The sequence below is a fragment of the Anaerococcus porci genome, assembly GCF_034090325.1.
Taxonomy (GTDB): Bacteria; Bacillota; Clostridia; order Tissierellales; family Peptoniphilaceae; genus Anaerococcus; species Anaerococcus porci.
In genome coordinates this window covers 1-26,897 of the sequence record NZ_JAXDSU010000080.1, presented here as the reverse complement: position 1 = coordinate 26,897, position 26,897 = coordinate 1, and the positions used below count along the sequence as shown (strand labels likewise).

The window sequence follows — 26,897 nt, the reverse complement described above, 5'->3', positions numbered from 1 at the left end:
TAAAATCTAGAGGACTATCTGGACTTAAAATGGTAATATCAGATGCTCACAAAGGCCTAGTAAAAGCAATAAAAGAAACATTCATAAATGTAATATGGCAAAGATGTCAGGTACATTTCTTAAGAAATATCCTATCAAAAGCGCCAAAGAAAAACACTGAAGAATTTAGAACTGATATCAAAGCATTATTTAAAATCCAAGATATCTACTTGGCAAGAAAAATGAAAGATGAAATATTCTTAAAATATGAAACCGAAAAGAAATTTCAAAACTCCTTAAACACCTTAGATGAAGGATTTGAAGATGCTTTTGCATATCTAGCTAACGATGTTATTCATAGCAGACTTAGGTCAACAAATTGCTTAGAAAGATTAAATCAAGAAGTTAGAAGGCGAGAAAAAGTCGTTAGAATATTTCCTAATGAAGACTCAGCTATTAGACTAATAGGTGCAATCCTCATTGATATCAATGAGGATTGGATAACATCTTCTAAACTGTATATTAGAATGAAATAGTAATTTTTACACAATATTATGGACTTGACTTTCTTAAATTTTATAATATTTTTTATGGACAAAAAAAGACCTCAAAGCGTAGACTTTGAAGTCTATAATTTAAGTTTATAGATAATATTTTTTAACTACTTTAAGTTCATCATCTAGTTCATATACTAAAGGTTGACCTGTTGGAATTTCTAAGTCCATTATGTCATCATCTGATATATTTTCAAGATGTTTTGCCATAGCTCTTAGGCTATTTCCATGAGCTGCAACTAGAACTGTTTTTCCTTCTAAAAGGTCTTTTGCAATAAAGTCTGTGTAAAAAGGTAAGCATCTTTCAAGTGTTACTTTTAAGTTTTCTGCTACTGGAATGATTTCTTGTGGGAAGTCTTTAAACCTATCTTCAGCTGCTTGTGCCTTAGCATCTTCATCTGAGAGTGCTGGTGGAAGTGTATCATATGATCTTCTCCAAATGTGTACTTGTTCATCACCATATTTTTCAGCAGTTTCTTTTTTATTTAAGCCTTGAAGGGCTCCGTAGTGACGTTCATTTAGTCTCCAAGATTTAACTTGTGGTACAAAAAGTTGGTCTGAGTATTCAAGAGTATAATTACAGGTTTTAATAGCTCTTTTAAGAATTGATGTATAAGCTATATCAAATTTGATTCCTGCTTCTTTTATTTTTCTTCCTGCTTCTTTTGCCTCTTCTACACCTTTTTCTGAAAGATCTACATCTACCCAACCTGTAAATTTGTTGGCAAGATTCCATTCACTTTGTCCATGTCTTACAAATACTAATTTTTTAGTCATTACCTTCTCCTTAATTTTTCCTTTTTCTCAAGCTGTTTTTGCTTGGCTTTCATTGACTCATTCTTTTCTTCATCGATATTATCAATCCAGGTTAGGGCATTGGCCGTCCCTATTATTACACATTCTTGTGGATTTTTAGCGATTCTAACATCGATTTGGAGTCTTTCTTTTATTCTTTGGCTAAGTCCCAAAGTTAAAGCTCCACCACCTGTCAAGAATATTCCCCTTTCATAAAGGTCTGCTGCAAGTTCAGGCGGAGTTACTTCCAATACTTTCTTTACCCCATTTATTATTTTATCAATCGATGGAAGTAAAGCCCCATAGATTTCTTCTACTGGTATAAATATTTTTGAAGGTAGGCCATCATCCATTAGCCTTCCCCTAACTTCAATGGAGTCTCTAATTTCAGCTCCTTGAGCTTTTATTTTTATTTCTTCTGCACTAGATTCTCCAATAAGCATCCTATACCTATTTCTTATATAGTCTTTTATGTTCTTATCAAAGGTATCCCCTGATATTTCTATGGAATCACTTGTTACAATTTGACCAAGAGAAACAACTGCTATATCAGTCGTTCCCCCACCTATATCTATTACCATATTCCCCTTTTCATCGGCTATGTCTATGTCAGCTCCAAGAGCTGCTGCAAGTGGCTCATCTATAAGGTAAACCCTATGAGCTCCTGCATTCTCTGCTGCTTGAAGGACTGCTCTTTTTTCAATTTGAGTTGCCTTGCTTGGTACACATATCAAAAGATTGGGCTTAAAGAAAGACTTATCTAAGGCTTTTTTAAGAAAATATTTAAGCATTTCTTCTGTAGCATTAAAATCAGCTATTACCCCATTTTTTAGTGGTTTAAGTGCAATTACATTTCCTGGAGTTCTTCCCAAGACCTTCTTTGCTCCAATTCCTACCGAAAGGATTTTTCCGCTTAGAATATCTTTAGCTATTACTGAAGGTTCTTCTAGGCACACTCCCTTATCTTCAACATAAACTAAAACTGATGCCGTCCCTAAGTCTATGGCTACATTTTTTCTAAAACGTGACATATACTACCTACTTCTTTTTAAGTTCTTCAACTTGGTCAAGTTTCTCCCAAGTAAAGTCACTATCATCTCTACCAAAGTGACCATAGGCTGCAGTCTTTTTAAAGATCGGTCTTTGTAGATCAAGTTTATCTATTATAGCTTGTGGTCTAAAGTCAAATACTTCTTTTACTATTTCAGTTAATTTTTCATCATCATATTTTCCACTTCCAAAAGAATCTACATAAATAGAAAGTGGTTTTGCAACTCCTATGGCGTAGGACACTCCTATTTCACATTTTTTGCAAAGTCCTGCTGCTACCATGTTTTTGGCTGCATATCTTGCCATGTAAGCTCCAGATCTGTCTACTTTAGTTGCATCTTTTCCAGAAAATGCTCCACCACCGGTTTTTGAATAACCACCATAAGCATCTACTACTATTTTTCTTCCTGTTAGACCTGAATCTCCCTTTGGTCCACCAATTACAAATTTACCTGTTGGATTTATATAAATTTTGGTATTATCATCTATGTATTTTTCTTCTATTACATAGTCTATAACTTCTTTTTTAATATCTTTTTTGATTTGATCAAGACTTACATCTTCCGAGTGTTGGGTTGAAATCACTATAGAGTCAACTCTTTTTAGAATATCATCATCATATTCTACTGTTACTTGACTTTTTCCATCTGGTCTTAAGTAATCTAGAATTTTTTCTTTTCTAACTTCTGTAAGTCTTTTGGAAAGTTTTTGAGCGTAAACTACTGAAAGTGGAAGATATTCTTCTGTCTCATCATCAGCATATCCAAATACCATACCTTGATCTCCTGCCCCTATTTTATCATATTTGTCATTTGTTGACTTATAGTCTTGGGAATCATCAACTCCTTGGGCAATATCAGGCGATTGTTCTATAAGGGAGGTTAGAACAGCTACATTTTGGTAGTCAAAACCAAGCTTTGGATCATCATATCCTATCTCTTTTATAGTATTTCTTGCAATTTGTTCAATTGGTGCATAAGCATCTGTTGAAATCTCTCCTACTACAAGAACAAGACCTGTCGTAGTTACACACTCACAAGCCACCCTTGAGTTTTTATCTTGCTTTAAGCATTCATCTAATATAGCATCTGAAATTTGGTCGCAAACCTTATCTGGATGACCTTCTGTTACAGATTCTGATGTAATAAGTTTTCTCATTCATACCCTCCTAGTTTCTTAGTCTATTTTTTCTAATAAAACTACAGCTCTAGCCTCAATTCCTTCACCACGACCTGTAAAGGATAGTTTTTCGCTAGTTGAGGCCTTTATAGATACATTTTCTATGTCGGTTTTTAAATGTTTGGCTATCATTTCTTGAATTTCAAGCCTTTTTGGACTAATCTTTGGCATCTCACAAATTATAACTGTATCAATATTCCCAATTTTATAATTTCTTTCTTCCATTAATTCTACCACCCTATCGAGTAAATTGATAGAGTAAATATCCTTATATTTTGGATCTGTATCTGGAAATAAATTGCCTATATCAGCAAGATTCATAGCTCCAAGTATGGCATCCATTATAGCATGAACTAAAACATCTGCATCTGAATGACCCAAAAGTCCATATTCATAGTCAAATTCTATCCCACCAAGTATTAATTTTCTATCCTTAACTAATTTGTGGACATCATATCCTATACCTATTCTCATATTAATCCTTTAAAAATGCTTTGGCAAATACCAAGTCTTCTTGGGTAGTCATTTTTATATTTGAATATTCACCTTCAACTACCTTTATTTTTTCGTCTGTATAGATTTCAAAAAGCTGACTATCATCTGTTATGATAAAATCACTTTCAATATATTTTTCATAAAGAAATAAAATCAATTTTTTATCAAAGGCTTGTGGTGTTTGGACATTGTAGACTTCACTTCTTAAAGGCGTACTTTTAACAAATCCATCACCATCTACAATCTTAACTGTATCCTTTGATTTCACAGAGCTTATTACAGCCTTATAAAACTTCAACTCATCCATTACTCTTTTAAAAAGCTCTTTACTTGCAAAAGGTCTTACCCCATCATGGGTTAAGACCAAATCTATGTCACTTCCTACAGCCTTTAGGCCTTCGTATGTTGAAAGTTCCCTAGTTTCTTTGCCATAAACATAGGTAATCTTCTTATTGTATTTTTTTATAATATCTCTTAAGTAAGTTTCATCTTCTTTTCTAATAACAACAATAATCTCATCAAATTCATCAAAGGATGTTATTGTATCAAGGGTTATTTCAAGAATTTTTCTTCCCCCTATTTCTATATAGGGCTTTGCCCTATCAGACTTCATCCTAAGTCCATTTCCTGCTGCTGTAATTACTGCTGAAATTTTTCTATTTTCTATCATATTATTCCTTTGCCTTTACAAATATCATCTTTCCAGCTGATGTTTGTAGGACGCTTGTTACTGTTGTGCTTATATGTTGACCTATAAGATGTTTTCCATCTTCTACTACAACCATAGTTCCATCTTCTAAATATCCGACCCCTTGGTTTCTTGACTTGCCTTCTTTTATAACTTCAATCTCCATACTTTCTCCAGGTAAAACTTTAGTTTTTAAAGCGTTGGCTAAGTCATTTATATTAAGTACAGTTATGCCTTGAACATCTGCAACCTTATTTAGATTATAGTCGTTGGTAAAAATCTTTGCTCCAGTATCTTGTGCATATTTTAGAAGCTTTGAATCAACTTCCTTTATGTCAGGATAGTCAACTGAGCTTATTTCAAGATTTATATCCCTATCTTTTTTAATCTCTTTTACAACATCAAGACCGCGCCTTCCTCTTTCTCTTTTCAAATCATCGGGACTATCGGCTATGTGTTGGAGCTCTTCTAATACAAATTCTGGGATTACAAGTTTTCCTTCCAAGAAATTTATCTTAATTATATCAAGAATTCTTCCATCTATCAAAACCGAAGTATCTATAACCTTAAGTAGGTTATCTTTACTTATCTCGCTTTGATTGATGCTTTTTGTCTTTGTAAGCTTTACATCCTTTACTTTTTGGAAAAGCTGTGGATACTTATCAGGATACCTTGAAGCAATTCTCCAACCCAAAAGACCAAAACCTACATAAATAATAATAGATAATAGCACAAAAATTGAATTACCAACAATTGGTAATGTTAAAGAGGTTAAGGGTCTTGTTGCAAGAAAGGCTAATATAAGTCCTACTATAAGTCCACTTATCCCAATTGCCACAGTCATAGGTGGCATTTGGTCTAGATACTTTTCTAACTTTTTGAAATTATCTTCCATCTTGGTAAATATTACCCCTGATAAAAAATAAAATAATACTGCAAAAATCAAAGCTCCCAAGACATTTATAGTAATTAAAAAAATAGAACTATCTATTGTAATCGCTACAACAGATAGTATCAATTTTATTACAGATATGCCTAGAATAGCTCCAATTACTGCAAACATAATTCGAAATATTCTATTAAACATTATCTTCTCCTAATTTTGGATTATAGACCAATTGATTCATCAATTATTTTTTCAGCTTCTTTTCTATCTAGAGAACCCGCCATTACAAGCTCGCTTGCCATAATCCTTCTTGCTCTATTTAAAAGTTTCTTCTCAGTTGTAGAAAGTCCCTTTTCATCATCCAAGGCTACTAAATCTCTTACCATATTTGCAATTTTAAATATATCCCCTGTCTTTAGGATTTCTTGATTTTCCCTATATCTAATATTCCAATTAGAATTTAGGTCTTTAGGATCTCCATTTAAAATTGCAAGTACTTCTTCCCCTTCTTTTTTTGATATAACATCCCTGATATTCATATTATTAATATTTGATTTAGGAATAGATATATCCATGTTCCCTATAGGCATTTTGAGTATAAAATACTCCTTTTCTTCACCTAAAAATTCCTTGATTTCTACTGAGTCTATAGTCCCAGCTCCATGCATAGGATAGACTATTTTATCACCTATTTTAAACATTTTGACCTCCTAGGTTCTCTATTATATTATAACCTTTTTTAGTCAAATAGTAAAATTAAATAATTTTATAGTATACTATCCCCAAATTAATTTGTCAATCTTTTTTCTTGATTTGCCTTAATTTTTTCAGAATCCCTTGAAAATCCTGTCCTAAATTTGACCGCCATATTTAAAACTTTGACTTCACTTTTTGTATAAGATCCCCCAAAATCTCCATCAAGGGTCCAGTCAATCTTCTCATCACTTTTAACCTTAAAACTTGAACCTGATCTAAAGATAATATTTTCATTTTCCTTATTAGATCTTAAGCCTTCAATTATAGAATTAAGCTCTAGAAGACCATTTGGTTTTTTCACAAGAACTGATTCAAATATTCCATCATCAAGGCCTATATTTTTTTTGTAGAAATTATTAAATCCACCCACAGAAACAGAATTTGTTGCCATAAAATGTATAAAGTCACCTTCAAACTCTTCTTCATCTATAGTAATCTTAGCATGATAGGACTTAAGATTTGATACTGTCTTTACCCCTTCAAGTATATAAGCAAATCTTCCAAATATATTTTTCATGGACTGTTCTGTCTCATAGGAAACTTGAGCAAAGGAACCAAATGCTGCTACATAAGTAAAAAACTTTGAATTAAACTTACCTAGGTCTATATCCATAATTTGACCATTTACGGAAAGCTTTGTTGCTTTCTTTATGTCTGTTGGAATATTAAGACTTCTAGAAAAGTCATTAGTAGAACCTGTTGGTATGTATCCTATAATTGAATTTGTATCACTTCTTAAAAGACCTGATACAACCTCATCTAAAGTTCCGTCTCCACCGCTTACAACTATCTCATCAAAAAACTTAGCATATTCTCTTACTTTATATCTTGCATCCCCTTGTTTTTGTGTAGCATAAACTGTTGGCACATAGCCATGTTTACAAAAATAATCCACAATCATGCCAAGCTGTGAGCTGATAGTTTTTTGTCCACTCATTGGATTATATATAAAAAGTATTTTTTTCATTTGTTCCCTCTTTAAGTTCAAGTATTTTGCTTCTTCTAGTTAAACATACTTATACTTTACTAAGATTTTCTTAAGTTTAAAGTATTGAATCTAGGAAATGTTTTTATTCATATATATATTTGGTGTTATAATGATAACAGAAAAAAGGAGAAAATTATGAAAGAAAAGCATACTAGATTTATAGTAGAGTCTGGAGTATCTATTGCCCTATCATTTATTTTGTCACTTGTACCTGTTTTTAGAATGCCTATGGGAGGTTCTGTAACTTTAGTTTCAAGGCTTCCTATTATAATTTTATCTATAAGATGGGGAATTAAAAAGGGATTTATAGCTGCAGCAGCCCTAGGATTTTTAAATATGACCTTTGGAGGATATGTAATCCATCCTATCCAAGCCATACTTGATTATATTCTATCATTTGCAGCCATAGGACTAAGTGGAATATCATTTGGAAAAAATGAAAGTAAATTTTCATATGTCCCATCAATTATCCTTTCATATATAATAAGTGGAGCTATGAATGTAATAAGTGCTTTCTTCTTCTTTTATGATATGTCTACAGCAAATGCAGCAGGATTTAAGACATTCCTACCTTACGCACTTGCCTATAACTATTCATTCTTGGCAGCAGATTGCCTTATTTTAATAATTGTTTACTTATTAATCTATGATAGACTAAAATCCTTGTTTCAAAAACAAGACCAAATAAGCAAATAGGAAAAAGCTCTTGTTAAAATAAAGTAAGAGCTTTTATTTTGGGGTAAAGGGACAAAAATGAACGTCCCTTTTGTGCCTTAAAAAAATTTAAGTTCTTTATTTTCTATTTTTAAACTTTTGTCAAAGCTCTGTAAGAATTTTTCATTTTTTGAATGACTAACACAAATAATAGTTTTATCTTTGATTCTTTTTATAATATCTCCAATTATATTCTCATTTTTTATATCAAGTCCTGATGTTACTTCATCCATTATTAGAATATCTTTATTTTTATAAAGCGCTCTAGCAAGATCAAGTCTTTTTTTCTCACCACCTGATAGTTTGCTATAATCTATTATAATGTCAAGTTTTCTATCATCCAATAAATATATTAAACCAACTTTATCAAGTATAGCTTCTGCTCTTTTATAGTCCTTATTTTCATCAAATAAGCTTATATTATCAATTAAGGACGCATTAAATATAATAGTTTCTTGAGGAATATAATAAATTTTATCATAGTATGATTTTCTATTAATCTTATCTAAACTAGAATCATTTACATAAATATACTTGTTTTTATCCTTAAAAAGTCCTAATATCAGATGAAGAAAAGTAGACTTTCCTGATCCACTATCTCCCAATATAAGATACTTAGTATTGTCTTTAAGCTCTAAATTTAATTTTTTAATTATAAGTCTATCAGAATAATAGATATCTATGTTATTAAAACTTATAGAATCTATATAATCTATATGTTTCCCATTTTCATTAAAGTTATCCCTATCAAGGTATTTTATATAATCAAGAAAAATATTTTTTGCAGAAATAATTTCACTATATGTATCTGCAACAGACTGTATAGGTCCTGCTATTGTTGTCATGAGTGTTGTCATAGCAATAAGCGAAGGTAAATTTATTAAGTCCTTATATACAAAAATCCCTCCAACAATCCATGTTCCAGAATATAGTATATTGCCAAGTCCATAACTTGTTGCATAAGTCTTTGCAAGAGATGACTCGAATATAATAGACTGATTCTTCAAATTATAAGCAAGTTTTTTAAGTTTATAATAAAAAACATCTCCAAGATTTGAGATTTTTATATAGAACGTATTAGTATTAAACTCATTAAATAAATCTAAATACTTATTCTTAGACTCTATTTCTTTTTCCTTTTTGTTAGATAATATTTTTCTTGAAATAAATGGTGACAGAAATGGTATAAAAGATAATAAAAGCATTATTAATGTAAGGGTCTTTTCAATATATAAGGCTGATATTAAAGATATTATAAACATAAAAAAATAAAGAATAATAGCAAATATATTATTTAAAAATCCTTTAATAGTCTCTAAATCATTTATCATCTTATTTTTAAATTCATTTCTAAAAGTTAAATTAACATCTGATATAGGCTTAGAATCAACCTTTTTTATCAAGTCGTTTCTTAAATAAAATATAATATTATTTGTTAATATAGACCTATATTTTCTAGGAAGATAATCAAAAGATGCTTCCAAAATAAGAAATGGTATGGCAAAAATAGCAATCTTTATCAATGAGTGAAAATCCTTATCTAAAGCATAATTAGTAAGATTCTTGTATAAAAAAGCAACTCCAGCCGTAAAACTTGCTCCAACAAAACAAATAAGCAAGTATATAAATAGATTTTTTCTAGCTCTAAATATATATTCTTTCATCTTTAACCTCCAGTTATTAGGTATTAGAAAGTATTATATAACAATTTTATATTTTCCCAAAATAGTATACAATTATTTATTTATTATTTATAAGTATGAAAAAGCAGATAAGCTTTTTACTTATCTACTTTTCTGATTTTCTATTTAGAAGAAGATTCAGCTATTTCAAGATTTCCTTTAAATGTATAATTGTTAACATAATTTGTAAGGATAAAAAAATCTCCCTTCTTTATAGGATAGGTTTTATCGTCTATTATAAGCTCTCCTTTTCCTTTAACTACTGACTCTAGTAGATATTTATCTTCTCTTTTTAGATTTATCTTATCTTTGACATTTATTTTCTTCACCTTAAAATATTCATTTTCAAGTAAAATTTCTACTTCTTTTTCTAAGTCTTCGTGGATTTTCTTACTATTTAAACACTTTATAGCCTCTTTTGACTTATCTATATGAAGGTCACGAAGATTTCCTTCCTTGTCTTTTCTATCATAGTCATAGAGTCTATAGGTTATATCGCTTGCTTGTTGTATTTCAAGGATTAATGATCCCTTTTTTATGGCGTGAACCATGCCAGCATCAACCCTAAAAAAGTCTCCTTTTATATGGTTTTCTTCTTTTAAAAGATCATCCCATCGCCTTTCATTTATTAGTTTTAAGGCTATTTTTTTATCATCTGTTTTAAGGCCATAAATAATAGATGCCTCATTTTCATTTAGGATATACCAACACTCACTTTTTCCATAAGAATTTTCTTTTTTTGCCATTTTCTCATCTGGATGAACTTGGATTGATAAGTCATCGTCTGCATCTATTAGCTTTATAAGAAGGGGAAATTTCTCCTTTTTTTCATTTCCAAAAAGCTCTTTATTGTTTTTATATAAGTCGTTAAGCTTTTCACCCTTATATGCTCCATTTATTACAATTGATGAAAAATCTTTCATTGCTGATATAGCCCAGTATTCTCCTATATTTTCTGAATTAAAGTCATAGGAGAATTCTTTTTTTAGTCTACTTCCACCCCAGATTTTTTCTACAAATTGTCCTTTCAAAAATAATACTTTTTCCATATAACACCTCTTTTTTATTATACTAAAGATGAGAAAAAGCCCAAGCTTTTAAGCTCGGACTTTTATAATAATATTTATGCTACTGTAAGCCTATTTTTGTGGAAGTAGTTAGTTAAAAACATCAATATTCCTATCACTAAAAGATTTAAGGCACTTCCTATTCCCATTATCATTGTTATCGCCTTTATATTTTTAGATAGCTCTATTGCCAATTCTTCATTTTCTATTACAATTCTAGTTGCTGTTTGTGATGTATCTAAGTCAACTATAAAAAATGATCCTATTGTAATTCCTAAAATAGCTAGCACAACAGAGATTATAATAAATACTAGAACCGGTCCAAACTTTCCTAAATTTTTAAATATCTTATCACTTCCTATAGTAATTGATGCAATAAATTTTACAAGACTTCCAATAATCGATGTTATGAAAGCAAATATTGATATAAATATTGAAAATTTAGGCAATGTATTTATTACGTTTTTTATAAGTTCAAACATTTCACTTAAAGCTTCCAAACCTATATTTGTTGTTACTGCAAAAAATATAAGAATTTCTATTATAAGGAGAACTCCTACTAATAAAGACATTATCAAATATGTTAAAAATCTTGATAAGGTAATATCTCTTGATTTTATTGGCAGTACATCATAAAAGGCCGCATTTTCACCATAGAATCTTTTATAGTCATTTAATATTACTATAACCATGGCTATAGCAAAGGACGAATACATGACAAATATTGACAAAACTAGGATAAAATCAATAATTTGTGAATTGAAATATGTATTTATCCTATTTAATAAAATTGACATAAGCATTGGAATTATCATCCATAAGGATATGTCCTTTATATTTTCTTTTAATTGTTGAGATAGTAATTTAGACATTGAAAACCTCCTCGAAATATTCTTCTACTCCCATTTTGTACTTATTTCTCATTTCATCAGTTTTCTCTTCAAGGATAATCTTTCCATCTGAGAGGAATATTACCTTATCTAATAACCTTTCAACTTGACTTATAAGGTGGGTTGATATTATCATAAGTCCATCAGAGTCAAAATTATCTATTATAACATCCATAATCTTCTTACGACTTGCAGGATCTATTCCACTCATAGGTTCATCTAGAAGGTAAATATCTGACTTTCTTGATAAAGATAGACTTATTTGAACCTTATCTTTCATACCTTTGGACATATTTTTAATTTTCATATCCATGGTTAAGTTAAAGTCTTTTATAATTTTCTCGAACTTTTCTTTTGAAAAATCATCAAAAAACTTTTCATATAATTTTAATATCTTCTTTAATGAATAGTCACTGTCCAAAGGAAGGTGATCAGGTTGGTAGGATACAAATGACTTTGTAAGATAGCTTGGATTTTCTCCATTTATTTTTACATCACCCCTATAATTTTTTTCAAGACCTGCAAGAATTCTTAAAAGTGTAGTCTTTCCTGAACCATTTGGCCCTAAAAGTCCTACAATCTCTCCCTTTTGAAGTCTTAGATTTAAATTATCCAAAACCGGTCTTCCTCCATAATTGACATTTAAATTCTTAATCTCTAACATCTAGTCCTCCCACATATTTTTAATTCCCTCTAGGGCATCATCTTTTGCGATTTTCAAACTTTTAGCACTTGTTATAAAATCATCACAAATTATCTCAAAGGCATTTTTGGATAAGGATTTTATAAGCTTCTCATCTTCTGTAACAAACCTTCCTGCCGTTCTTTGACTATGACAAAGACCATATCTTTCAAGCTCTTGCAAGGCTCTTTGGACTGTGTTTGGATTTACCTCATATTCTTTTGCTAAGTTTCTTACAGAATCAATTTTTTCTCCAGCCTTCCACTTCCCACTTGAAATTTTTCCTTTGAAGTCTTCAAGTATTTGAATATAGATTGGCCTATCATTATCAAATTCCATCATAAAGCTCCTTTACTATTTTTCTTGGAAGATTCCTATGGCAAGACCAAAAGCCATTCCTAGTAACAAATATGTAGGGATATTTTTCATTAAAGTTTCTATAAGAATTCTTATTCTTATCCCCAAATCCATACCTTCTTCCATACAATTGTCTTCTTTCTTTTTTCCCTTATAGAATCTTTTTGTGTACTTATTAAATAAAATACAAGAGCCATTGATACCGCTATTATAGGAAATAATACATCTATAATTTCCCTATAGTCTTCCGTCTTTTGTATCGTTGTATCATTGTTCTACTTCCTTAATACAATGATATTATACATGCTCTCTTCAAATTTTGCAAGTTTTTTTTAAAAAAATAGATAGCAAAGCTTATGCTTAGCTATCTATATCCAAATCTTCAGTTTTCATAAAGGCTTCATTTCCAAAGTAATCTACTCTTATAAAGCCATCTTCAGCTTCAGATAGTACTTTTACACTAGATCCTTTTTTTATCTTATCCCACACGCTTTTCTCATCTTTTCTATCATACATAAAGGTATCCTTATTTACCAAATAGAGCCCATCTATTTGAAATTCTTTTTGAGAATTTTTAGACATGTACTCTTTTTTTGGTTCATTTTCCTTTAAAACTAGGACTTCTTTTTTATCACTACAAGATGATAGTAAAATAATAAGGAAAAGACTCAAGACAATTTTTTTAAATATTGTAGACCACCCCCATTATAGGTGAGCCTAGTCTTTCAAATTCTTTTTTTGCATCTACTACCTTTGATTTACTAGTCTTATTTTCATAAGCAATAAGAATTTTTTCATCATCAAAGGCTGATAAGAGATAAGAAATAGCCTCATCTTTCGACTCATTTATCAAAATAAGGTCAAATTTATTTTTTAAATCAAAAATTAACTTTTTAAATTCATCTGAATTTATAAGGTTTGAAGAATCTTCTGTAAGTGATATATCAATTCTTGCTAGATTATCTTCTTTTTTTATCATGGTAGTATAGTCTGATATAAAATAATTATCCATATCTGTAAAGTTCAAATAAACTGTGTTTTTAATCTTTGCACACTCTTTTGCAATTTTAATTACTATATCAGAACTTTCTACTTCATCAAAGCTTATAAAACCAATAGTTTTTTTGGAATCCGATGCAAGCTTTATTGCGATTTTTTGATAGTTTAATTTGTTATTTTTCATCTATGACTCCTAAGATTTCTATACCTATATTATCAAAAAATAGTTTAGACTTAACTTTTCCTTGGAAAAATTCCTTAGTAACCACTGCTAAAAGAGACAAAACAAAAGCAAATACCGCCAAAAATACAGCTTTCTTTATAGCCTCTCCTAGACCGTCCTCTCTTATATTTACATTTTGTATATATTCAACATTATCTTTTCCTACATATTCTTTTATATCTTGTCTAAATTGTTCAATTATGGCTTGTAAAACTTCACCTGTATCTTTTTCCCCTTTTGCCTTATATTCAAAAGTAATAATTCCTGCTTGGGAATTTAGATTAGTTTTTAGGTTCTTTTTAATAGATTCAGGTTCATCTTCTATACCTAGATTTTCCTTAACTTTCATATAAAGGTCATTTGAGCTTAAAAATTCTTGATAAATATTTGAAATCTTTTCATTGAGCATTAAGGAGTTGTATGTTATATCTTCTCCCTTATTTTCTGAAACCATTACCGCAGCTTCTGCAGTATAAGAGTCCTTTATCTTATTTCTAGTATAAAAAAATCCAAAAACTCCTAAGGCTAATGTTACAATTATTACATATTTTATATTATTTTTTATTATATTTCCTATTTCGGATGATCTAATCTTTTCCATAATCCCTCCTAGTTTGTAAGTGATAGTATAGCTTGTTCATTTGTAAAGAAAAATCCATAGCTTGGCGCATTCACCATAAGAAAAACCGCATAAGGCAGGATATATACAAAAATTGACAAGTATACTAAAAAGTATGTGTATTGGTCATATATTTTTATTTTCTTTAAAAGCATAGGTATGTAAAGCATTTGGAATATCGTAAAAAAGTTCGAAAACCTGAAAGCTATGGCTGTTGATGATCTAAAAGTCAAAAGCACAACAGCACAAAACCATATAGCTTTTATGCTTGCATCTTCAATTGTAAATTTCTTTATTTCATTTCTATTATAATAAATTATGCTTGTTAAAAATAAGAAAATAGCAAACAAAATCCTCGGATCTATAAAGGACATTTCCTTTGCAAATCTTCCCTGAAAGGTATAGGTTAAAATCTTTGCACTCATCCTACCCATACCAATGTTTTCTAAAATTTGTGAAGTAATCCCTAATAATTGTTTACTAAAGATAGAGACAAGAAGACTAAGGCCTAAGGCAAATACCTTGAAAGCATGAGAGAAGTCTATGTGCAAGATTAGAAAGAAAGGTATAAGTATAACTGTACTTTTGTGAAAAGACATGGCAAAAAGCAAAAAGAATATGGATTTTATATACTTTTTATTAACCATCATATAGACACTCATCATACCAAGTCCAATGGCCGACGCAGTCCTTGAAGTCTGCATATCGAATTGGATAAAAATCGGCATAAAAATAAGGGCTGACAAAAATGGATTATCACTTTCTTTTATAATCACATAGGTTGTTGGTACAATCGATAATACATTCATAAGTATTATTATAGCCTGTCTTGATATACCTAAAAGGTTGAAAATATAGGCAAATACCCTAAAACCTATCTCAACAGGATATGAAGACTGAAAAATTTTAGAAAAATCTGTACCAATATCCCTTGCAAAATAAAGATAATTGTAGTAGTCAGAATCCCCTGTTCCCCTAAGGGCAGAAAATATTAAAAATACTGAAAACATAAGGATTATAGCTATATTTCTTTCCTTTTTCTTATCAAAACTTATCATAGAATTTATTGCATAAAGGACTAATTGAATAGTCGTAAACATTAAAAATCCCATTTTAACTCCTTTTAAATATTATATCATAAAAAGAGTAGAAAAATATATTAAGAAAAACATCTAGAAAATAAAATTTTTAGGCTATAGAAGATTTTACCTAAACTTTACAAGTTCTTTCTTTGGTTTAAATATAAGTCCTTTATTATATAGGTGTAAGAAAAAATTCAAAGAAAATATTTAAGAACTATAAGTGGCTCTCTTCCTTATTAAATTAAACTTTATTTTTTCTTTAATAGAAGTATTAGATTTTAAAATCCCTCAAATTATCAAATATTTCAAATTTTAGCTAGCTTATTCAAAAAGCTTATAACTAAAAAAACTAAGCTTTACTAGCAAGAAGGGGATGTTGCAAAATTATGAATTTCTAATGTTTTATCATTAAAATTACTCATAGACAATTTTAGAATAGCTTCCAAAATATGGATGCCAATGTCATGGATGATCTTATAATGATTTTAAAACAATCAATTCATTCTGCAACAACCCCTTTTATTTTTATAAAAAAAGAGCCTTTGCATAATAATAAAGTTCCTCTTTGTATCATTCAAGTTACTCATAGACAGTTCGAGAAACAAGCTTTTTAGCTTGTTAAATCCAAATTATCTTAAAAGAAACTTGCAATAATTTTACAAAGATTAATTCATTATGCAACAGCTCTTATTATTTAAGATACATTCTTATTGTATAGATGCTGAGCCAAATCTTGTTGTTACCTCTATGTCAAGATCTGCAATCTCAGGATTAGTTGATACCTCATATCCACCATTTTTTTGTAATTTATTTTTAAACTTTTCTGAAATATGGTAGGATGGAGCATTTAAGAATGCCTTGATTTCTTTATCTACATTTTCAGTATCAATTGTTACTGAGCCAAATTGGGTCCTTATTTTAATATCTTTAGAATCACCAAGCTTAGAAAATTTTACACTACCCACATTAGTTGAAGCGTTTAGTGTATCTATATTAAATCCATCACTTCTTATAGCACCATTTATAACTTCAATATTTGCCACATCTCCAGATACATTTGTAAGATATATTGGTCCATTTACATTATTTATATTAAGATTTCCATTTGTATTTCTTAATTCAATCTTTCCATTTGTATTATCTATTTCAACATTTCCTGAAGAGTTTATTATAGTAGTCTTAACATTTGTTGTAGAGATTATATTTTCTCTAAAATCAACATCACAAATTTCAACATCACCATTTACAAGATTTATATAAAGCTTATCGTAGATATTCTTACCTAAGTAAAGTTTTATTTCAGGTCTTGCATTAAGTGTTTTATAAGTTTCATTTAGCTTAATTTCAAGTCTATCATCAACAACATCTATAGAAAGATAGTCTTTTTCTACATCTTCCTTATTTTTGAAAAATACCTTTTGATCTACTATAATTGAGCTTTCTTGGCTTCTTTCAATTTCAAAAGATCCGTTTGTAATATCAAGCGAAATTTCATTGATATCATCATCAATCTTTATTTGACTTTCCTTTGCAGTAGCATTAATATTAAACAAATTTGATGGGATATTTAAATCATTAATATCAAAATCTATATCAATATTTGATAATTTTTCACTTGTTTTTTTCATAATACTTTCAAATGATTGGGAAAGCTTGTTGATAAAATTATCGTCATTATTTTTATTTTTATCTTTTCCAACAGCTTCTAGTAGGTCGCTAGCTTGTTCAACTGTAATCTTACCTTCTTTAAGCATATCTAAAATCATTTTCTTTTCTTCATTCATCTTTTAACTCCTTTAAAAGTTCACTCGCTTGATCTGGAGAAATCTCTCCATTGTCAAGCATATTCAAAATCTCAATCCTAGATTCTCTCTTATCAATCTTTCCACCAAGTTTTTTAACTATTTTATCTATTCTATTTCTGACAGTTGGATAAGAAATGCCAAGTATTTCACCCACATCTTTTATACTTCCACGTTTTTGTAAAAAAATTTCGATAAATTCCAAATCTTCACTATCAAGCCTTTGAAACTTACCCATCTCAAACTCTCCTCTTACTTCAGTAAGGCAGGTATTACATTTATATGATGTGATAACCAAGTCGTCACCACAATTAGGACATTTATTAATCAAAGCTAGCCTCCTTTATAAGATAAGTATACCAGCTTTTTAATTTTTGTAAAGTTTTATATTAATATTTTTAATATTTGATTTTAATTTATTAATTAAATTGATATTGTTTTTTAAAATTCTTATTCTAGAATACAAGACTTTTTATTTTAATTTTAAGGTGAATTTTTATTTTGTATTATAAAGTTATCTTAAATAAACTTTGCTTCTTCAATTTATGGAAAGAAAATGAGTACAAGTAAAATCACAGCTTCCTCAGTCCCATTGTATAAAACATAAATTTAAATATAAAAAAAGATGGCTTTCACCATCAAAATTAAAGATTAATATTAGATTTTAAGGAAAAATCATACTAATTCTTTTATCCAATAAGCCTTAAGAGACCTTATTATCCATATAATAGTATTTATTACAAGTGCTAGGTTAAAAGCAAAATTAAGTAAAATTAACAAGGCATACAAGTCTACATTCTCCACTATCCTAAAAGGATTTGTAATTGATATGAATGATGAAATCAAAAATATCAAAATCCATTTTATGCTCGTTTTTAGATTTTCATTAAAGTCTACAAAAACGAAATTCTTGTTTTTGTATCTTTTATTGAAGTAGTTTCTTCTTTTTTTGTGTTCTTCTCTGCCTTCTCTATCATTTTGGATAAGACTTGAGTAATAAAATACATTATCCTCATAGGAAGATGAGTATTTTCTGAGTTTTTGACATTCCTTTTTTGAAAAGTCTATATCAAGAATTCTTTTTGTTATATTTGCTTTGGACTTATAAGAAATTCTTTTTTCTCTTATATTTTTTAATATTTCTACATCTTTTTCATTTTCTATCATTTTTAGAGTATCTTCTTCATACTTGTTTATAATTTTTCTTGATAAAAAATAAAAAGACACTAAAAGAAATATTACTATAAGTTGACCTAGCAAAAGTAGAATAAAGCTATTTACACTTATACTTGTGATAGCTATCATAACTAGGCTTGGTAATAATATTATAATTAAAGCGTAAATTATAAATTTTATTATGCTTCTCATTTTATTCTCTTTCTAACAAGTCCTCATAAATTTCCTTAAGCCTAATACCTATCTTTTTTAATGATTTTTCTTCAGCCTTTTTATAACCTTCTTCTTTTAGGCTTGGAAGTTGATCTTCTAGGATTTTTATAGACTTTTCTTCAAATTCATCTATCGTTTTTGCCTTATATATTTCTTTACCATCTATTAGATTTTCATATATTTCTATATCTCTAATTAAAATATCTGTTTTCATAGCAAGGGCTTCAAGCAGAACTATACCTTCTGTCTCTTCATGGGTTGGAAATATATAAAGATCAGAGCCGCTGTAGGCTTGTCTTAAATCATCTTGTTTTACATAACCTGGAAAGTGTAGGTTTTTTAAATCTGTCTTTACAGCTCTTTTTATATTTTCTGGGACAAGATTTAAATTGAGTTCACCAAACCAAACAAATTCATATTGTGGTAGTCTTTTGGCAAGTTCAACAAAGTCAAGGATTCCTTTTCTATATATAAAAAGTCCTACAGATATAATTGACTTTTTATTTTTATCAAGTCCATATTTTTTGTAGAAATTTTCCCTATCTCCATCTTTTTTTTTCCAAAAATCAAGATCTATCCCATTTGATACAACTTTTATCTCTCTATCTAACTTATATCCTTCAAGTATTTTTCTTGAATAGTCAGTAGGAGTAAGGATTATATCCCCCTTTCTATAGGCATATACAAGCCAATTTTTAAAAATCGGAGCTATCTGATTTGAAAACTTAAAAGAATTTTTAAAATCCTCCTTAGTTGAGTGAGCATGATAAACTATTTTCTTCCCGTCTTTTTTTGCCTTATCAGCAAAAAGGACAGATTTTGGAAAAACTGTATTTATGTGACATATATCATATTCATCATTTTTATCAAGACTAAAATCAACATCTGCAAGCTTAAGGGCTTTTATCTGGTGATCTATAGCCTTTCCTACACCTGATTCTTTTACTGTATCATAATCATCAAAATATATTAGTACTTTCATTTATTTTTCTTTCTCTAGTGCTTTTTCATATAGTTTTTCGCACTTATTACCAAAAGATTTCACAGAAAACTTCTCTAAAGCATATTCTCTTGCATTTTTGCTAAGTTTTTTATTTAAGTCTTCATCTCCTAGGACTTCTTTTACATATTTTTCAAATTCATTGAAATTTTCATATTGATATCCGTTAAATCCATCTATTATTACCTCTTTAAGGCACAAATCTTTCCTACAAATTGCAGCTATCCCATTACTTAAAGCCTCATAGTATGTTAGTCCTTGGGTTTCTGAACTACTTGCTGATACAAAAAGATCTGCCATCCTATAGTATTCATTTACTTCTTCTGACTTAACCATACCCTTAAAGTCTATCTTTTTATCAAATTGTTTAGCATATGATTTAAGATTATTTAGATAAGGACCTCCACCTACTAGGATAAATTCTAAATTTTTTATATCAAGCTTTTGGTAATATCTTATAAGCTCTTCTATATTTTTCTCTTCAGCAAGCCTTCCCAAATAGAGGATTACCTTGGCACTTTCGTCTATATTATGAATCTTTCTACAGTTTTTCTTATCTAGAAGTTCATCTGGCATGTGGATTCCTGTAGGTATAACTACGATTTTTTCTTTTTCTATTGTATATCTTTCTAAGATTTTTTCAGTCTTTATACTTGGAGCTATTAAAAAGTCTGTCCTATCAGCTATGGCCTTTGAGAATACTGAGATAACTTTTTTACCTACTTTTTTTGAAGGTGAGAAATAGTGGGTGTAGTCTTCATATATGGTGTGATAGGTATGAATTAAAGGGCATGATGCCTTTTTTGCTATCCTGACTGCCATCATAAAGGTTGAGAACTCACACTGACTGTGGATTATATCTGGTTTCCATTTTTTAAGCTCTATTATATATTTGTTTCTTAAAGTGGCTGAAATTCTTGCTTCCGGATAAATTTTTCCAGCCCCCAACGACCCTATATAGTAAATATTATCTTTTCTATAGCTTTCAGTCGAATTAGAGAGGGTTAGCACTTTTACATCATGGCCTTGATTTTCCAGATATTCTTTTAGGTTTAATATGGATCTTACCACACCATTTATAACTGGATAATACCAATCCGATGTTATTAAAATTTTCATTTTATCACCTCTTTATCTTAGCTTATAACATAATTTTATAAATTATATAAAGCCTTATTATTATTTTAGACAATAAGTAAAAATTTTTCAATTTTTACTGTAATGAATTTTTTATCTTAACTTACAGGCAAATTTCAAGCAAATTAGTTAAGATAATTTTATAATAAGACTATCTTTTCTTTTGTTAAAGTGATGAAAATTCTACTCTTTTAAAACTTATATTAATAGACCATTTTTATAAATAGGGTATACTAGACTATATGTATATAAAATAGGAGAGTGATTATTTGGGGAGTTTAATAGTTGGGAATATTATGCTTTTATTTTTCTCAATTTATATAGGAGTATTTTTTAGAAAATTTTATACATCTTATCCAAAAATGAAAGTAGGTTTTCATATTTGGGAAGTATGCTATAGTAAAGAAACATGGAATTATGGCAATAAGTTTGCAGGTAAAGTTTCAATTGTCCTAGGTATTGTAATTTTCGGACTTATTTATCCTTGTTTTTTATACCTAAGACTTTATAAGAATATACTTATATTTAATAGAAATCTACTTATATTTATTTTTATAGTTCTAATAGTTATTTATCTTGTACTTTTACTTCAAATAGTAAGATGGCATATGAGAAAAAAATTTAATTTAAGAGATGAAAAGGAAGATTAAAAATAAAAAAAGCTAGCCTTACTTTTTTTGTAATGTTAGCTTAAATTATAAATAAATTATTAATATTTCTTTTACTCGAATAAGGATTTTCTTGAATCAAGATATCCTTGCCTTCTTTTGTCATTTCATTTAAAAACTCCAAGTCTTTTCTATCAACATAAAAATCTTCAGAAAGAGCTTTTAGACCTTTTTGAAATTCCTTTTGACCTAAGGCTATTAGGTCTATTTTTATACCTAAGCTTATTAGTTTTTCCACATCTTTAACAGTAGATACAAAAATAAGTGTCCTTGTTGAGTCTTCTTCTAAAATCGCATTTTCTAAATCTTTATGCTCTAAAAATATGACCCTTATCCCATTATCAATTTCTAACCTAATTAGTTTCTTTTCAAGATTTAATCTAGAGAGTTTGTCATTTAATACAATTACCTTATCAACCTTCAAAAAATTGGCCCAACTAGATACGATATTAGGATCTCTAAGTCTGTCATCTATCCTTACAATCATCTTATATTCCTTTCTTTATTCGCTTTAAGTATACCAAAAAAACATAGAAAATCAAGTGAAAACAAGAAAAAGCACTGAAATTTCAATGCCTTTTCCCTATATTTTTATGAAAACACTTTTGACTTTCTCTATATATTTTAATCTTGCAAGTGAAAGCAATCTCTCCTCTTATACCTATTTCTTAGCTTTGATGAGAAAGAATATCCTATTTCTTTAAGAAATTTAAAAACTCAATCGATTCCTCATCTTAATTCTCATAACATATAAAAGAGTGATTATAAGGATGATTTATATATACATCTTATCCCATTAGATAACAACATTGCAGTTGCATTAATAAATTCTATAAAATACATAAAATGTCTAATGCAAATCTCTATATATTAAAGAATCCTATTTATCATCATGTTTGCAAGCTTATGGATCTATCATTTAAGTCAGATAATATCTAACACTATAGATTGAAAACTATACCCTTCTTACCTTGCTTATTTCTGTTGGGCTATCTATAAGAAGGTCTGGATTATAACTTAGAAGAAAATCCTTACCCCTAAATCCCCAAGAGCAGCCTACTGTAAATACCCCAGCATTTTTCCCACATTCTATATCAACTTCACTATCCCCAAAATAAATAATATCAGTAAAGTCAACACCAAATCTTTCCTTTATTATAAACATACCCTCAGGCGAAGGTTTTCTTTTTATATCTTCCCTATAGCCCAAAACATAGTCAAAATATCCTCTACCAAAAATCTCTTCTATGACCTTTTTACAAGTAGAATCTGGCTTATTAGAAAAGGCTACAATAATCTCCCCACTTTCTTTAAGCTTATTAAGCTGATCTATAATCCCATCATAAGGTTTTGTTAGGTAGGATGGATTAGAATCGTACTTTTTATTGTAATAATTTAGAATCTCAAGTCTTTTCTCTACATTATTTTCAAAATTTATATAATCTAGGCTCTTATTTATCAATACAACAGGACCATTTCCAACAAACTCTCTAATCTTTTCTTTAGGAAGCCCCTCTAATCCAAAATCTTTTAAAGATTCATTTATATTATAGGCTATGGAATCAATTGTATATAATAGTGTTCCATCTATATCAAAAATATACATTTTATCTCCTTAATATCTTTGCTTAAATTTCAATAATAAAAAACCAGTATTACTATACCACTTATCCATGGTATAATAAAAGAAATACTTTAAGTTAAAAAGAAAAAAAGAAAGGAAATTATGAATAAAAGAAGAAATTTATCCATGTTAAGTGATTTTTATGAATTCACTATGGCTTATGGATACTTTGAAAGCGGAATGAAAGATACTATTGCTGTATTCGACGCATTTTTCAGGAAAAATCCCGATGATGGAGGTTTTGCCATATTTGCAGGACTCGAGGATATAGTAGAATATGTAGAAAATATTCATTTTGATGAAGAAGATATTGAATATTTTAGAAAAAATACAAACTTTTCAGAAGAATTTTTAGCTTATCTAAAAGACTTTAAGTTTACAGGAGATATTTGGGCCTTTCCAGAAGGTTCTGCCATGTTTCCATCAGAGCCTATTATTACAGTAAAGGCTCCAATAATAGAGGCACAAATATTAGAAACCTACCTACTATTATCTTTAAACTATGGATCTTTGGTTGCAACAAAAACCAATAGGATAGTAAGAGCTGCAAAGGGAAGAACTGTAATGGAATTTGGGGCAAGACGTGCCCAAGGACCTGATGCTTCTGTAAAAGGAGCAAGAGCTGCTTTTATAGCAGGAGCGCCTATCACATCAAATACCCTATCAAGTCAAATGTATGCTTATCCAGCAGGAGGAACTATGGCTCACTCTTGGGTTCAATCATTTGACTCAGAATATGAGGCTTTTTTAGCCTATGCCAAACTTTATCCTAACAATTGTATCCTTCTTGTGGATACATATGATGTTTTAAAACAAGGTATCCCAAATGCAATAAAAGTGTTTAAAGAAGTTTTAGATCCACTAGGTCTAACAGGTGGAATTAGAATTGATTCTGGTGATATAGCATACCTATCAAAAGAGGCAAGGAAGATGCTTGATGATGCGGGTTATAAGAAAGCCACAATAGTTGCATCCAACTCACTTGATGAGTATAAAATTGAATCCCTACTTCAACAAGGAGCGGAAATAGACTCTTTTGGTATAGGGGAAAGACTAATTACTGCAAAAAGTGACCCTGTTTTTGGTGGCGTTTATAAACTTTCTCAAATAGATGATGAGGATGGAAAAAAAGATAAAATCAAAGTTAGTGAGAATGTTGAAAAAATAACAACTCCAGGCCTTAAAGAAGTATATAGACTCTATGATAAAAAAACAGGCAAGGCTGAGGCTGACTATATAACTTTAAAGGACGAAGAAGTTGATGATACCAAGCCTTTGGTAATATTTGATCCTCACTTCACCTGGAAAATGAAGAGAATGGAAAACTATAAATTAAGAAAGATGCAAATTCCAATATTTGAAGATGGTAAGAGAGTTTATAAATCTCCAAAAATCGAAGAAATCAACGAATATTGCAAAGCAGAAGTAAAAAGCTTATGGGATGAAGTAAAACGATTTGACCAACCTCATAACTACTATGTAGACCTATCACATGACTTATGGAACTTAAAGCAAAATCTCATTATGAAAGCAATGAGTAAATAATGATAGCTATAATTAGTGGAGCAAGTTCTGGTATTGGCTTTGAATTTGCAAAACAAATTGACGATAAGAATTATGAAGAAATCTGGCTTATAGCAAGAAGAGCTGAAAAGCTTAATCATTTAAAAAAAATCCTCAAAACAAGGGCAAAAATACTTGCCCTTGATTTGTGTGAGGAAAAGTCTTTTGAAATAATTGGAGATGAGCTTAAAAAAACAGACAAAAAGATAGGTCTATTGATAAACTCTGCAGGGGTAGGCATTAATGACTATTATAAAAAAACTTCATTAGAAGATGATTTAAGGACTATTGACTTAAATATTAGGGCCTTAATAAGCCTTAGCAAAATAAGCCTTAAATACTTCAAAAAAAATGGAATAATTTTAAATATTTCTTCATCTGCAAGTTTCATTCCTCAACCAAAGTTTGCAATCTATGGGGCAAGTAAGGCATTCGTCCTTTACTATTCAAGGGCTATAAGACGAGAATTTAAGGATATAAAAGTTTCGGTTTTATGTCCAAATAGAGTTATGACAGAATTTATAAAAGATGATGATAAAAAAACTATAAAAGACTTGGGTAATGAAGATATTAAAAAGCTTGTAAAGAAAGCTTTAAAGCAAATGGGAAAAAAGGATATAATAAGCTCCCACCCTCTTTCAAAACTTCTTCTTCTCATATCAAAAGTTATACCCCATTCTTTGATTATGAAATTTGAGAAGATGCTGGGCATGTATTAATTGATTTTTTTTGAATTTAAAGAATGAAAATTTAATATTGAATAAATCATCTAATATTTTGTTTAATTTTGTTTCAAGTATTTTTCTTGGCATAAAAATTCCTCCTGATTGCATTCTCTTTATCCTAATCAGAAGCTTTTAATACACAAATTTATATAGTATCTACTTTTCTACCCCTAGGGGTAGAATTTTTTGCTATATTTTTCTCTTATTATTCTTCAATTTACTTTTTTACTTAATTTATTAGCTAGGATTTGATAAAATATTTATTTTGTTAGATTCAAGTTAATTAAAATAAATTTAAAATCAATTTAATTTCTTCTATATAATTTTATCTCACCCTAGCTAGTTATCCATACGCCTTTTTAATCTTTGTAATATATAGACAATATATCATCTATTTTACTAATTTTATAATAGATATTTTCAAATTTTTGTTATATTATCCTTAAAAAACTCACTTTATTAGTTTATTTTAATTTAAATTTAGGTATACATTAATAAAGCTTTTTAATTTATAATTCAAAATATTTATTTATAAATTTTGAAACTCCATTATTCAAATTAGAATCAGTTAGATAATCTGACTTCCTTTTCAAAATTTCTTTTGCATTTCCCATTGCTACTGATAATCCAGCAAAATCAAGCATTTCAATATCATTAATATTGTCACCAAAGGCCATTACATTTTCTCTTTTTAGTTTTAAATACTTACATAAAGTTACTAAACCTTGACCCTTTCCTGAGTTTTTATTAAGAATTTCCAAGCTAAAAGTCTCGTTTCTCATTAGCTTATATTCCTTAGATAGTCTTTGATAATTATAATTTTCAAACCTATCAATTTCTTCTTTTTTTCCCATTATATTTATCCTACAAATGGGTTCGTTATTATATTCTTTTAGTTTTCCACTTTCCATTTTTAAAATTTTTTGGTCATGAATAAATGCTTCATTATAAATAATGTTATCATTATATAATTTGCTGTCAGTATAAAATGTAACTTGTAAATCTTTAAAAGGCTTAGTTAAATTTATCAATTTACTATAATCTTCAATAGTCAAAGCATTTAACTTTATATATTCACTTTCTACATTAGGCTTTATTATAGAACCCGTATTAGTTATAGAATAATTATTTTTTCCAATCAAATCAAGATCTACTAAAAACCTTTTAAATCCTTGATATGGTCTTCCAGTACATATTACTATTTGAAATCCTCTGTCTGATAATTTCTTGATAGAGTTTATATTCTCTTTGGATAGTTCCCTATTTCCATCTAACAAAGTTCCATCTAAATCAAAGGCTATTAA

Annotated in this window: 31 protein-coding genes; 5 read left to right on the top strand and 26 right to left on the bottom strand. The window is 29.3% G+C overall.

The genetic code is table 11. The annotated features are described in order from the left end of the window. Positions 1-515, top strand: a 515-nt coding sequence (locus SOR60_RS08790) for an IS256 family transposase (protein WP_320595727.1), incomplete at its 5' end; no start/stop codon positions are given. A 105-nt stretch (positions 516-620) separates the two neighbouring features. On the opposite strand, the gene gpmA is transcribed toward SOR60_RS08790, so the two are convergent. The 8 genes from gpmA to SOR60_RS08750 form a co-directional block, all read right to left on the bottom strand. Further along, positions 621-1,310, bottom strand: coding sequence for a 2,3-diphosphoglycerate-dependent phosphoglycerate mutase (gene gpmA / locus SOR60_RS08785; protein ID WP_154542039.1), 690 nt, complete (start codon positions 1,308-1,310; stop codon positions 621-623). After that, entirely contained in the window at positions 1,310-2,359 is a 1,050-nt protein-coding gene (gene mreB, locus SOR60_RS08780; protein WP_154542037.1) for a rod shape-determining protein, read from the bottom strand. Before mreB ends, gpmA begins: the two co-directional genes overlap by 1 nt. A gap of 7 nt (positions 2,360-2,366) precedes the next feature. Continuing rightward, entirely contained in the window at positions 2,367-3,536 is a 1,170-nt protein-coding gene (gene metK, locus SOR60_RS08775; protein WP_154542035.1) for a methionine adenosyltransferase, read from the bottom strand. 18 nt (positions 3,537-3,554) lie between these two features. After that, complete coding sequence (gene ispF, locus SOR60_RS08770) at positions 3,555-4,031, bottom strand: 2-C-methyl-D-erythritol 2,4-cyclodiphosphate synthase (protein WP_154542033.1); 477 nt, start codon at positions 4,029-4,031, stop codon at positions 3,555-3,557. A 1-nt stretch (position 4,032) separates the two neighbouring features. After that, positions 4,033-4,722 (bottom strand): 2-C-methyl-D-erythritol 4-phosphate cytidylyltransferase, encoded by a 690-nt coding sequence (ispD, locus tag SOR60_RS08765; RefSeq protein WP_154542031.1) that lies wholly within the window; start codon positions 4,720-4,722, stop codon positions 4,033-4,035. A 1-nt stretch (position 4,723) separates the two neighbouring features. After that, complete coding sequence (locus tag SOR60_RS08760; protein ID WP_320595726.1) at positions 4,724-5,827, bottom strand: PIN/TRAM domain-containing protein; 1,104 nt, start codon at positions 5,825-5,827, stop codon at positions 4,724-4,726. Between the two features lie 20 nt (positions 5,828-5,847). Further along, complete coding sequence (locus SOR60_RS08755) at positions 5,848-6,327, bottom strand: CarD family transcriptional regulator (protein WP_154542027.1); 480 nt, start codon at positions 6,325-6,327, stop codon at positions 5,848-5,850. Between the two features lie 86 nt (positions 6,328-6,413). Continuing rightward, the gene (locus tag SOR60_RS08750) at positions 6,414-7,349 is read right to left on the bottom strand and encodes a diacylglycerol/lipid kinase family protein (protein ID WP_320595725.1); all 936 of its coding nucleotides are present in this window, start codon (positions 7,347-7,349) and stop codon (positions 6,414-6,416) included. 156 nt (positions 7,350-7,505) lie between these two features. Here SOR60_RS08750 and SOR60_RS08745 point away from each other — a divergent pair, with 156 nt between their 5' ends. Further along, positions 7,506-8,066, top strand: coding sequence for an energy-coupled thiamine transporter ThiT (locus SOR60_RS08745; RefSeq protein ID WP_154542023.1), 561 nt, complete (start codon positions 7,506-7,508; stop codon positions 8,064-8,066). 77 nt (positions 8,067-8,143) lie between these two features. On the opposite strand, the gene SOR60_RS08740 is transcribed toward SOR60_RS08745, so the two are convergent. The 15 genes from SOR60_RS08740 to SOR60_RS08670 form a co-directional block, all read right to left on the bottom strand. Next, complete coding sequence (locus SOR60_RS08740) at positions 8,144-9,748, bottom strand: ABC transporter ATP-binding protein (protein ID WP_320595724.1); 1,605 nt, start codon at positions 9,746-9,748, stop codon at positions 8,144-8,146. 140 nt (positions 9,749-9,888) lie between these two features. Next, complete coding sequence (locus tag SOR60_RS08735) at positions 9,889-10,815, bottom strand: type I phosphomannose isomerase catalytic subunit (RefSeq protein WP_320595723.1); 927 nt, start codon at positions 10,813-10,815, stop codon at positions 9,889-9,891. 74 nt (positions 10,816-10,889) lie between these two features. Further along, positions 10,890-11,705: a hypothetical protein gene (locus SOR60_RS08730; protein ID WP_320595722.1), complete on the bottom strand. Its 816-nt coding sequence runs from the start codon at positions 11,703-11,705 to the stop codon at positions 10,890-10,892. Further along, positions 11,698-12,387: an ABC transporter ATP-binding protein gene (locus SOR60_RS08725; RefSeq protein ID WP_320595721.1), complete on the bottom strand. Its 690-nt coding sequence runs from the start codon at positions 12,385-12,387 to the stop codon at positions 11,698-11,700. Before SOR60_RS08725 ends, SOR60_RS08730 begins: the two co-directional genes overlap by 8 nt. Continuing rightward, positions 12,388-12,744 carry a GntR family transcriptional regulator gene (locus tag SOR60_RS08720; RefSeq protein WP_154542041.1) on the bottom strand — a complete coding sequence of 119 codons (357 nt, stop codon included), beginning with the start codon at positions 12,742-12,744 and terminating at the stop codon, positions 12,388-12,390. It lies immediately after the preceding gene. Positions 12,745-12,759: 15 nt separating this feature from the next. Then, complete coding sequence (locus SOR60_RS08715; RefSeq protein WP_268234531.1) at positions 12,760-12,888, bottom strand: hypothetical protein; 129 nt, start codon at positions 12,886-12,888, stop codon at positions 12,760-12,762. Between the two features lie 234 nt (positions 12,889-13,122). Then, positions 13,123-13,278, bottom strand: a complete 156-nt coding sequence (locus SOR60_RS08710) for a hypothetical protein (RefSeq protein ID WP_320595720.1) — start codon at positions 13,276-13,278, stop codon at positions 13,123-13,125. A 166-nt stretch (positions 13,279-13,444) separates the two neighbouring features. Further along, entirely contained in the window at positions 13,445-13,945 is a 501-nt protein-coding gene (locus tag SOR60_RS08705) for a P-loop NTPase family protein (RefSeq protein WP_154542011.1), read from the bottom strand. After that, on the bottom strand, positions 13,935-14,585 hold the full coding sequence (locus tag SOR60_RS08700; protein WP_320595719.1) for a YveK family protein: 651 nt from the start codon (positions 14,583-14,585) through the stop codon (positions 13,935-13,937). The genes SOR60_RS08705 and SOR60_RS08700 overlap by 11 nt, the downstream gene beginning before the upstream one ends. A gap of 8 nt (positions 14,586-14,593) precedes the next feature. Further along, on the bottom strand, positions 14,594-15,715 hold the full coding sequence (locus tag SOR60_RS08695; RefSeq protein WP_320595718.1) for an EpsG family protein: 1,122 nt from the start codon (positions 15,713-15,715) through the stop codon (positions 14,594-14,596). A 677-nt stretch (positions 15,716-16,392) separates the two neighbouring features. Next, positions 16,393-17,469: an SHOCT-like domain-containing protein gene (locus tag SOR60_RS08690; RefSeq protein ID WP_154542005.1), complete on the bottom strand. Its 1,077-nt coding sequence runs from the start codon at positions 17,467-17,469 to the stop codon at positions 16,393-16,395. Continuing rightward, positions 17,462-17,818 (bottom strand): DUF2089 domain-containing protein, encoded by a 357-nt coding sequence (locus SOR60_RS08685; RefSeq protein WP_154542003.1) that lies wholly within the window; start codon positions 17,816-17,818, stop codon positions 17,462-17,464. Before SOR60_RS08685 ends, SOR60_RS08690 begins: the two co-directional genes overlap by 8 nt. A gap of 344 nt (positions 17,819-18,162) precedes the next feature. Continuing rightward, the gene (locus SOR60_RS08680; protein WP_176270067.1) at positions 18,163-18,855 is read right to left on the bottom strand and encodes a hypothetical protein; all 693 of its coding nucleotides are present in this window, start codon (positions 18,853-18,855) and stop codon (positions 18,163-18,165) included. Between the two features lies 1 nt (position 18,856). Then, positions 18,857-19,858: an LTA glycolipid anchor biosynthesis glycosyltransferase, IagA/BgsA family gene (locus tag SOR60_RS08675; protein ID WP_320595717.1), complete on the bottom strand. Its 1,002-nt coding sequence runs from the start codon at positions 19,856-19,858 to the stop codon at positions 18,857-18,859. Next, the gene (locus tag SOR60_RS08670; protein WP_176270065.1) at positions 19,859-20,995 is read right to left on the bottom strand and encodes a glycosyltransferase; all 1,137 of its coding nucleotides are present in this window, start codon (positions 20,993-20,995) and stop codon (positions 19,859-19,861) included. A gap of 287 nt (positions 20,996-21,282) precedes the next feature. On the opposite strand from SOR60_RS08670, the gene SOR60_RS08665 reads away from it, so the two are divergent. Next, on the top strand, positions 21,283-21,663 hold the full coding sequence (locus SOR60_RS08665) for an SdpI family protein (protein ID WP_320595716.1): 381 nt from the start codon (positions 21,283-21,285) through the stop codon (positions 21,661-21,663). 40 nt (positions 21,664-21,703) lie between these two features. Here SOR60_RS08665 and SOR60_RS08660 read toward each other — a convergent pair whose 3' ends face one another. Beyond that, positions 21,704-22,168 carry a PTS sugar transporter subunit IIB gene (locus tag SOR60_RS08660; protein WP_154541993.1) on the bottom strand — a complete coding sequence of 155 codons (465 nt, stop codon included), beginning with the start codon at positions 22,166-22,168 and terminating at the stop codon, positions 21,704-21,706. Positions 22,169-22,636: 468 nt separating this feature from the next. Beyond that, positions 22,637-23,287 carry an HAD family hydrolase gene (locus tag SOR60_RS08655; RefSeq protein ID WP_320595715.1) on the bottom strand — a complete coding sequence of 217 codons (651 nt, stop codon included), beginning with the start codon at positions 23,285-23,287 and terminating at the stop codon, positions 22,637-22,639. A 120-nt stretch (positions 23,288-23,407) separates the two neighbouring features. Here SOR60_RS08655 and SOR60_RS08650 point away from each other — a divergent pair, with 120 nt between their 5' ends. Then, positions 23,408-24,850 (top strand): nicotinate phosphoribosyltransferase, encoded by a 1,443-nt coding sequence (locus SOR60_RS08650; RefSeq protein WP_320595714.1) that lies wholly within the window; start codon positions 23,408-23,410, stop codon positions 24,848-24,850. Next, positions 24,850-25,587: an SDR family NAD(P)-dependent oxidoreductase gene (locus tag SOR60_RS08645; RefSeq protein WP_320595713.1), complete on the top strand. Its 738-nt coding sequence runs from the start codon at positions 24,850-24,852 to the stop codon at positions 25,585-25,587. Before SOR60_RS08650 ends, SOR60_RS08645 begins: the two co-directional genes overlap by 1 nt. A 515-nt stretch (positions 25,588-26,102) precedes the next feature. On the opposite strand, the gene SOR60_RS08640 is transcribed toward SOR60_RS08645, so the two are convergent. Continuing rightward, on the bottom strand, positions 26,103-26,897 hold a 795-nt coding region (locus tag SOR60_RS08640; RefSeq protein ID WP_320595712.1), incomplete at its 5' end, for a Cof-type HAD-IIB family hydrolase.

Coding starts and splice junctions, on each gene's coding strand:
- gpmA (WP_154542039.1), bottom strand. CDS start 1,310: ATGACTAAAAAATTAGTATTTGTAAGACATGGACAAAGTGAATGGAAT.
- mreB (WP_154542037.1), bottom strand. CDS start 2,359: ATGTCACGTTTTAGAAAAAATGTAGCCATAGACTTAGGGACGGCATCA.
- metK (WP_154542035.1), bottom strand. CDS start 3,536: ATGAGAAAACTTATTACATCAGAATCTGTAACAGAAGGTCATCCAGAT.
- ispF (WP_154542033.1), bottom strand. CDS start 4,031: ATGAGAATAGGTATAGGATATGATGTCCACAAATTAGTTAAGGATAGA.
- ispD (WP_154542031.1), bottom strand. CDS start 4,722: ATGATAGAAAATAGAAAAATTTCAGCAGTAATTACAGCAGCAGGAAAT.
- SOR60_RS08760 (WP_320595726.1), bottom strand. CDS start 5,827: ATGTTTAATAGAATATTTCGAATTATGTTTGCAGTAATTGGAGCTATT.
- SOR60_RS08755 (WP_154542027.1), bottom strand. CDS start 6,327: ATGTTTAAAATAGGTGATAAAATAGTCTATCCTATGCATGGAGCTGGG.
- SOR60_RS08750 (WP_320595725.1), bottom strand. CDS start 7,349: ATGAAAAAAATACTTTTTATATATAATCCAATGAGTGGACAAAAAACT.
- SOR60_RS08745 (WP_154542023.1), top strand. CDS start 7,506: ATGAAAGAAAAGCATACTAGATTTATAGTAGAGTCTGGAGTATCTATT.
- SOR60_RS08740 (WP_320595724.1), bottom strand. CDS start 9,748: ATGAAAGAATATATATTTAGAGCTAGAAAAAATCTATTTATATACTTG.
- SOR60_RS08735 (WP_320595723.1), bottom strand. CDS start 10,815: ATGGAAAAAGTATTATTTTTGAAAGGACAATTTGTAGAAAAAATCTGG.
- SOR60_RS08730 (WP_320595722.1), bottom strand. CDS start 11,705: ATGTCTAAATTACTATCTCAACAATTAAAAGAAAATATAAAGGACATA.
- SOR60_RS08725 (WP_320595721.1), bottom strand. CDS start 12,387: ATGTTAGAGATTAAGAATTTAAATGTCAATTATGGAGGAAGACCGGTT.
- SOR60_RS08720 (WP_154542041.1), bottom strand. CDS start 12,744: ATGGAATTTGATAATGATAGGCCAATCTATATTCAAATACTTGAAGAC.
- SOR60_RS08715 (WP_268234531.1), bottom strand. CDS start 12,888: ATGGAAGAAGGTATGGATTTGGGGATAAGAATAAGAATTCTTATAGAA.
- SOR60_RS08710 (WP_320595720.1), bottom strand. CDS start 13,278: ATGTATGATAGAAAAGATGAGAAAAGCGTGTGGGATAAGATAAAAAAA.
- SOR60_RS08705 (WP_154542011.1), bottom strand. CDS start 13,945: ATGAAAAATAACAAATTAAACTATCAAAAAATCGCAATAAAGCTTGCA.
- SOR60_RS08700 (WP_320595719.1), bottom strand. CDS start 14,585: ATGGAAAAGATTAGATCATCCGAAATAGGAAATATAATAAAAAATAAT.
- SOR60_RS08695 (WP_320595718.1), bottom strand. CDS start 15,715: ATGGGATTTTTAATGTTTACGACTATTCAATTAGTCCTTTATGCAATA.
- SOR60_RS08690 (WP_154542005.1), bottom strand. CDS start 17,469: ATGAATGAAGAAAAGAAAATGATTTTAGATATGCTTAAAGAAGGTAAG.
- SOR60_RS08680 (WP_176270067.1), bottom strand. CDS start 18,855: ATGAGAAGCATAATAAAATTTATAATTTACGCTTTAATTATAATATTA.
- SOR60_RS08675 (WP_320595717.1), bottom strand. CDS start 19,858: ATGAAAGTACTAATATATTTTGATGATTATGATACAGTAAAAGAATCA.
- SOR60_RS08670 (WP_176270065.1), bottom strand. CDS start 20,995: ATGAAAATTTTAATAACATCGGATTGGTATTATCCAGTTATAAATGGT.
- SOR60_RS08660 (WP_154541993.1), bottom strand. CDS start 22,168: ATGATTGTAAGGATAGATGACAGACTTAGAGATCCTAATATCGTATCT.
- SOR60_RS08655 (WP_320595715.1), bottom strand. CDS start 23,287: ATGTATATTTTTGATATAGATGGAACACTATTATATACAATTGATTCC.
- SOR60_RS08650 (WP_320595714.1), top strand. CDS start 23,408: ATGAATAAAAGAAGAAATTTATCCATGTTAAGTGATTTTTATGAATTC.
- SOR60_RS08645 (WP_320595713.1), top strand. CDS start 24,850: ATGATAGCTATAATTAGTGGAGCAAGTTCTGGTATTGGCTTTGAATTT.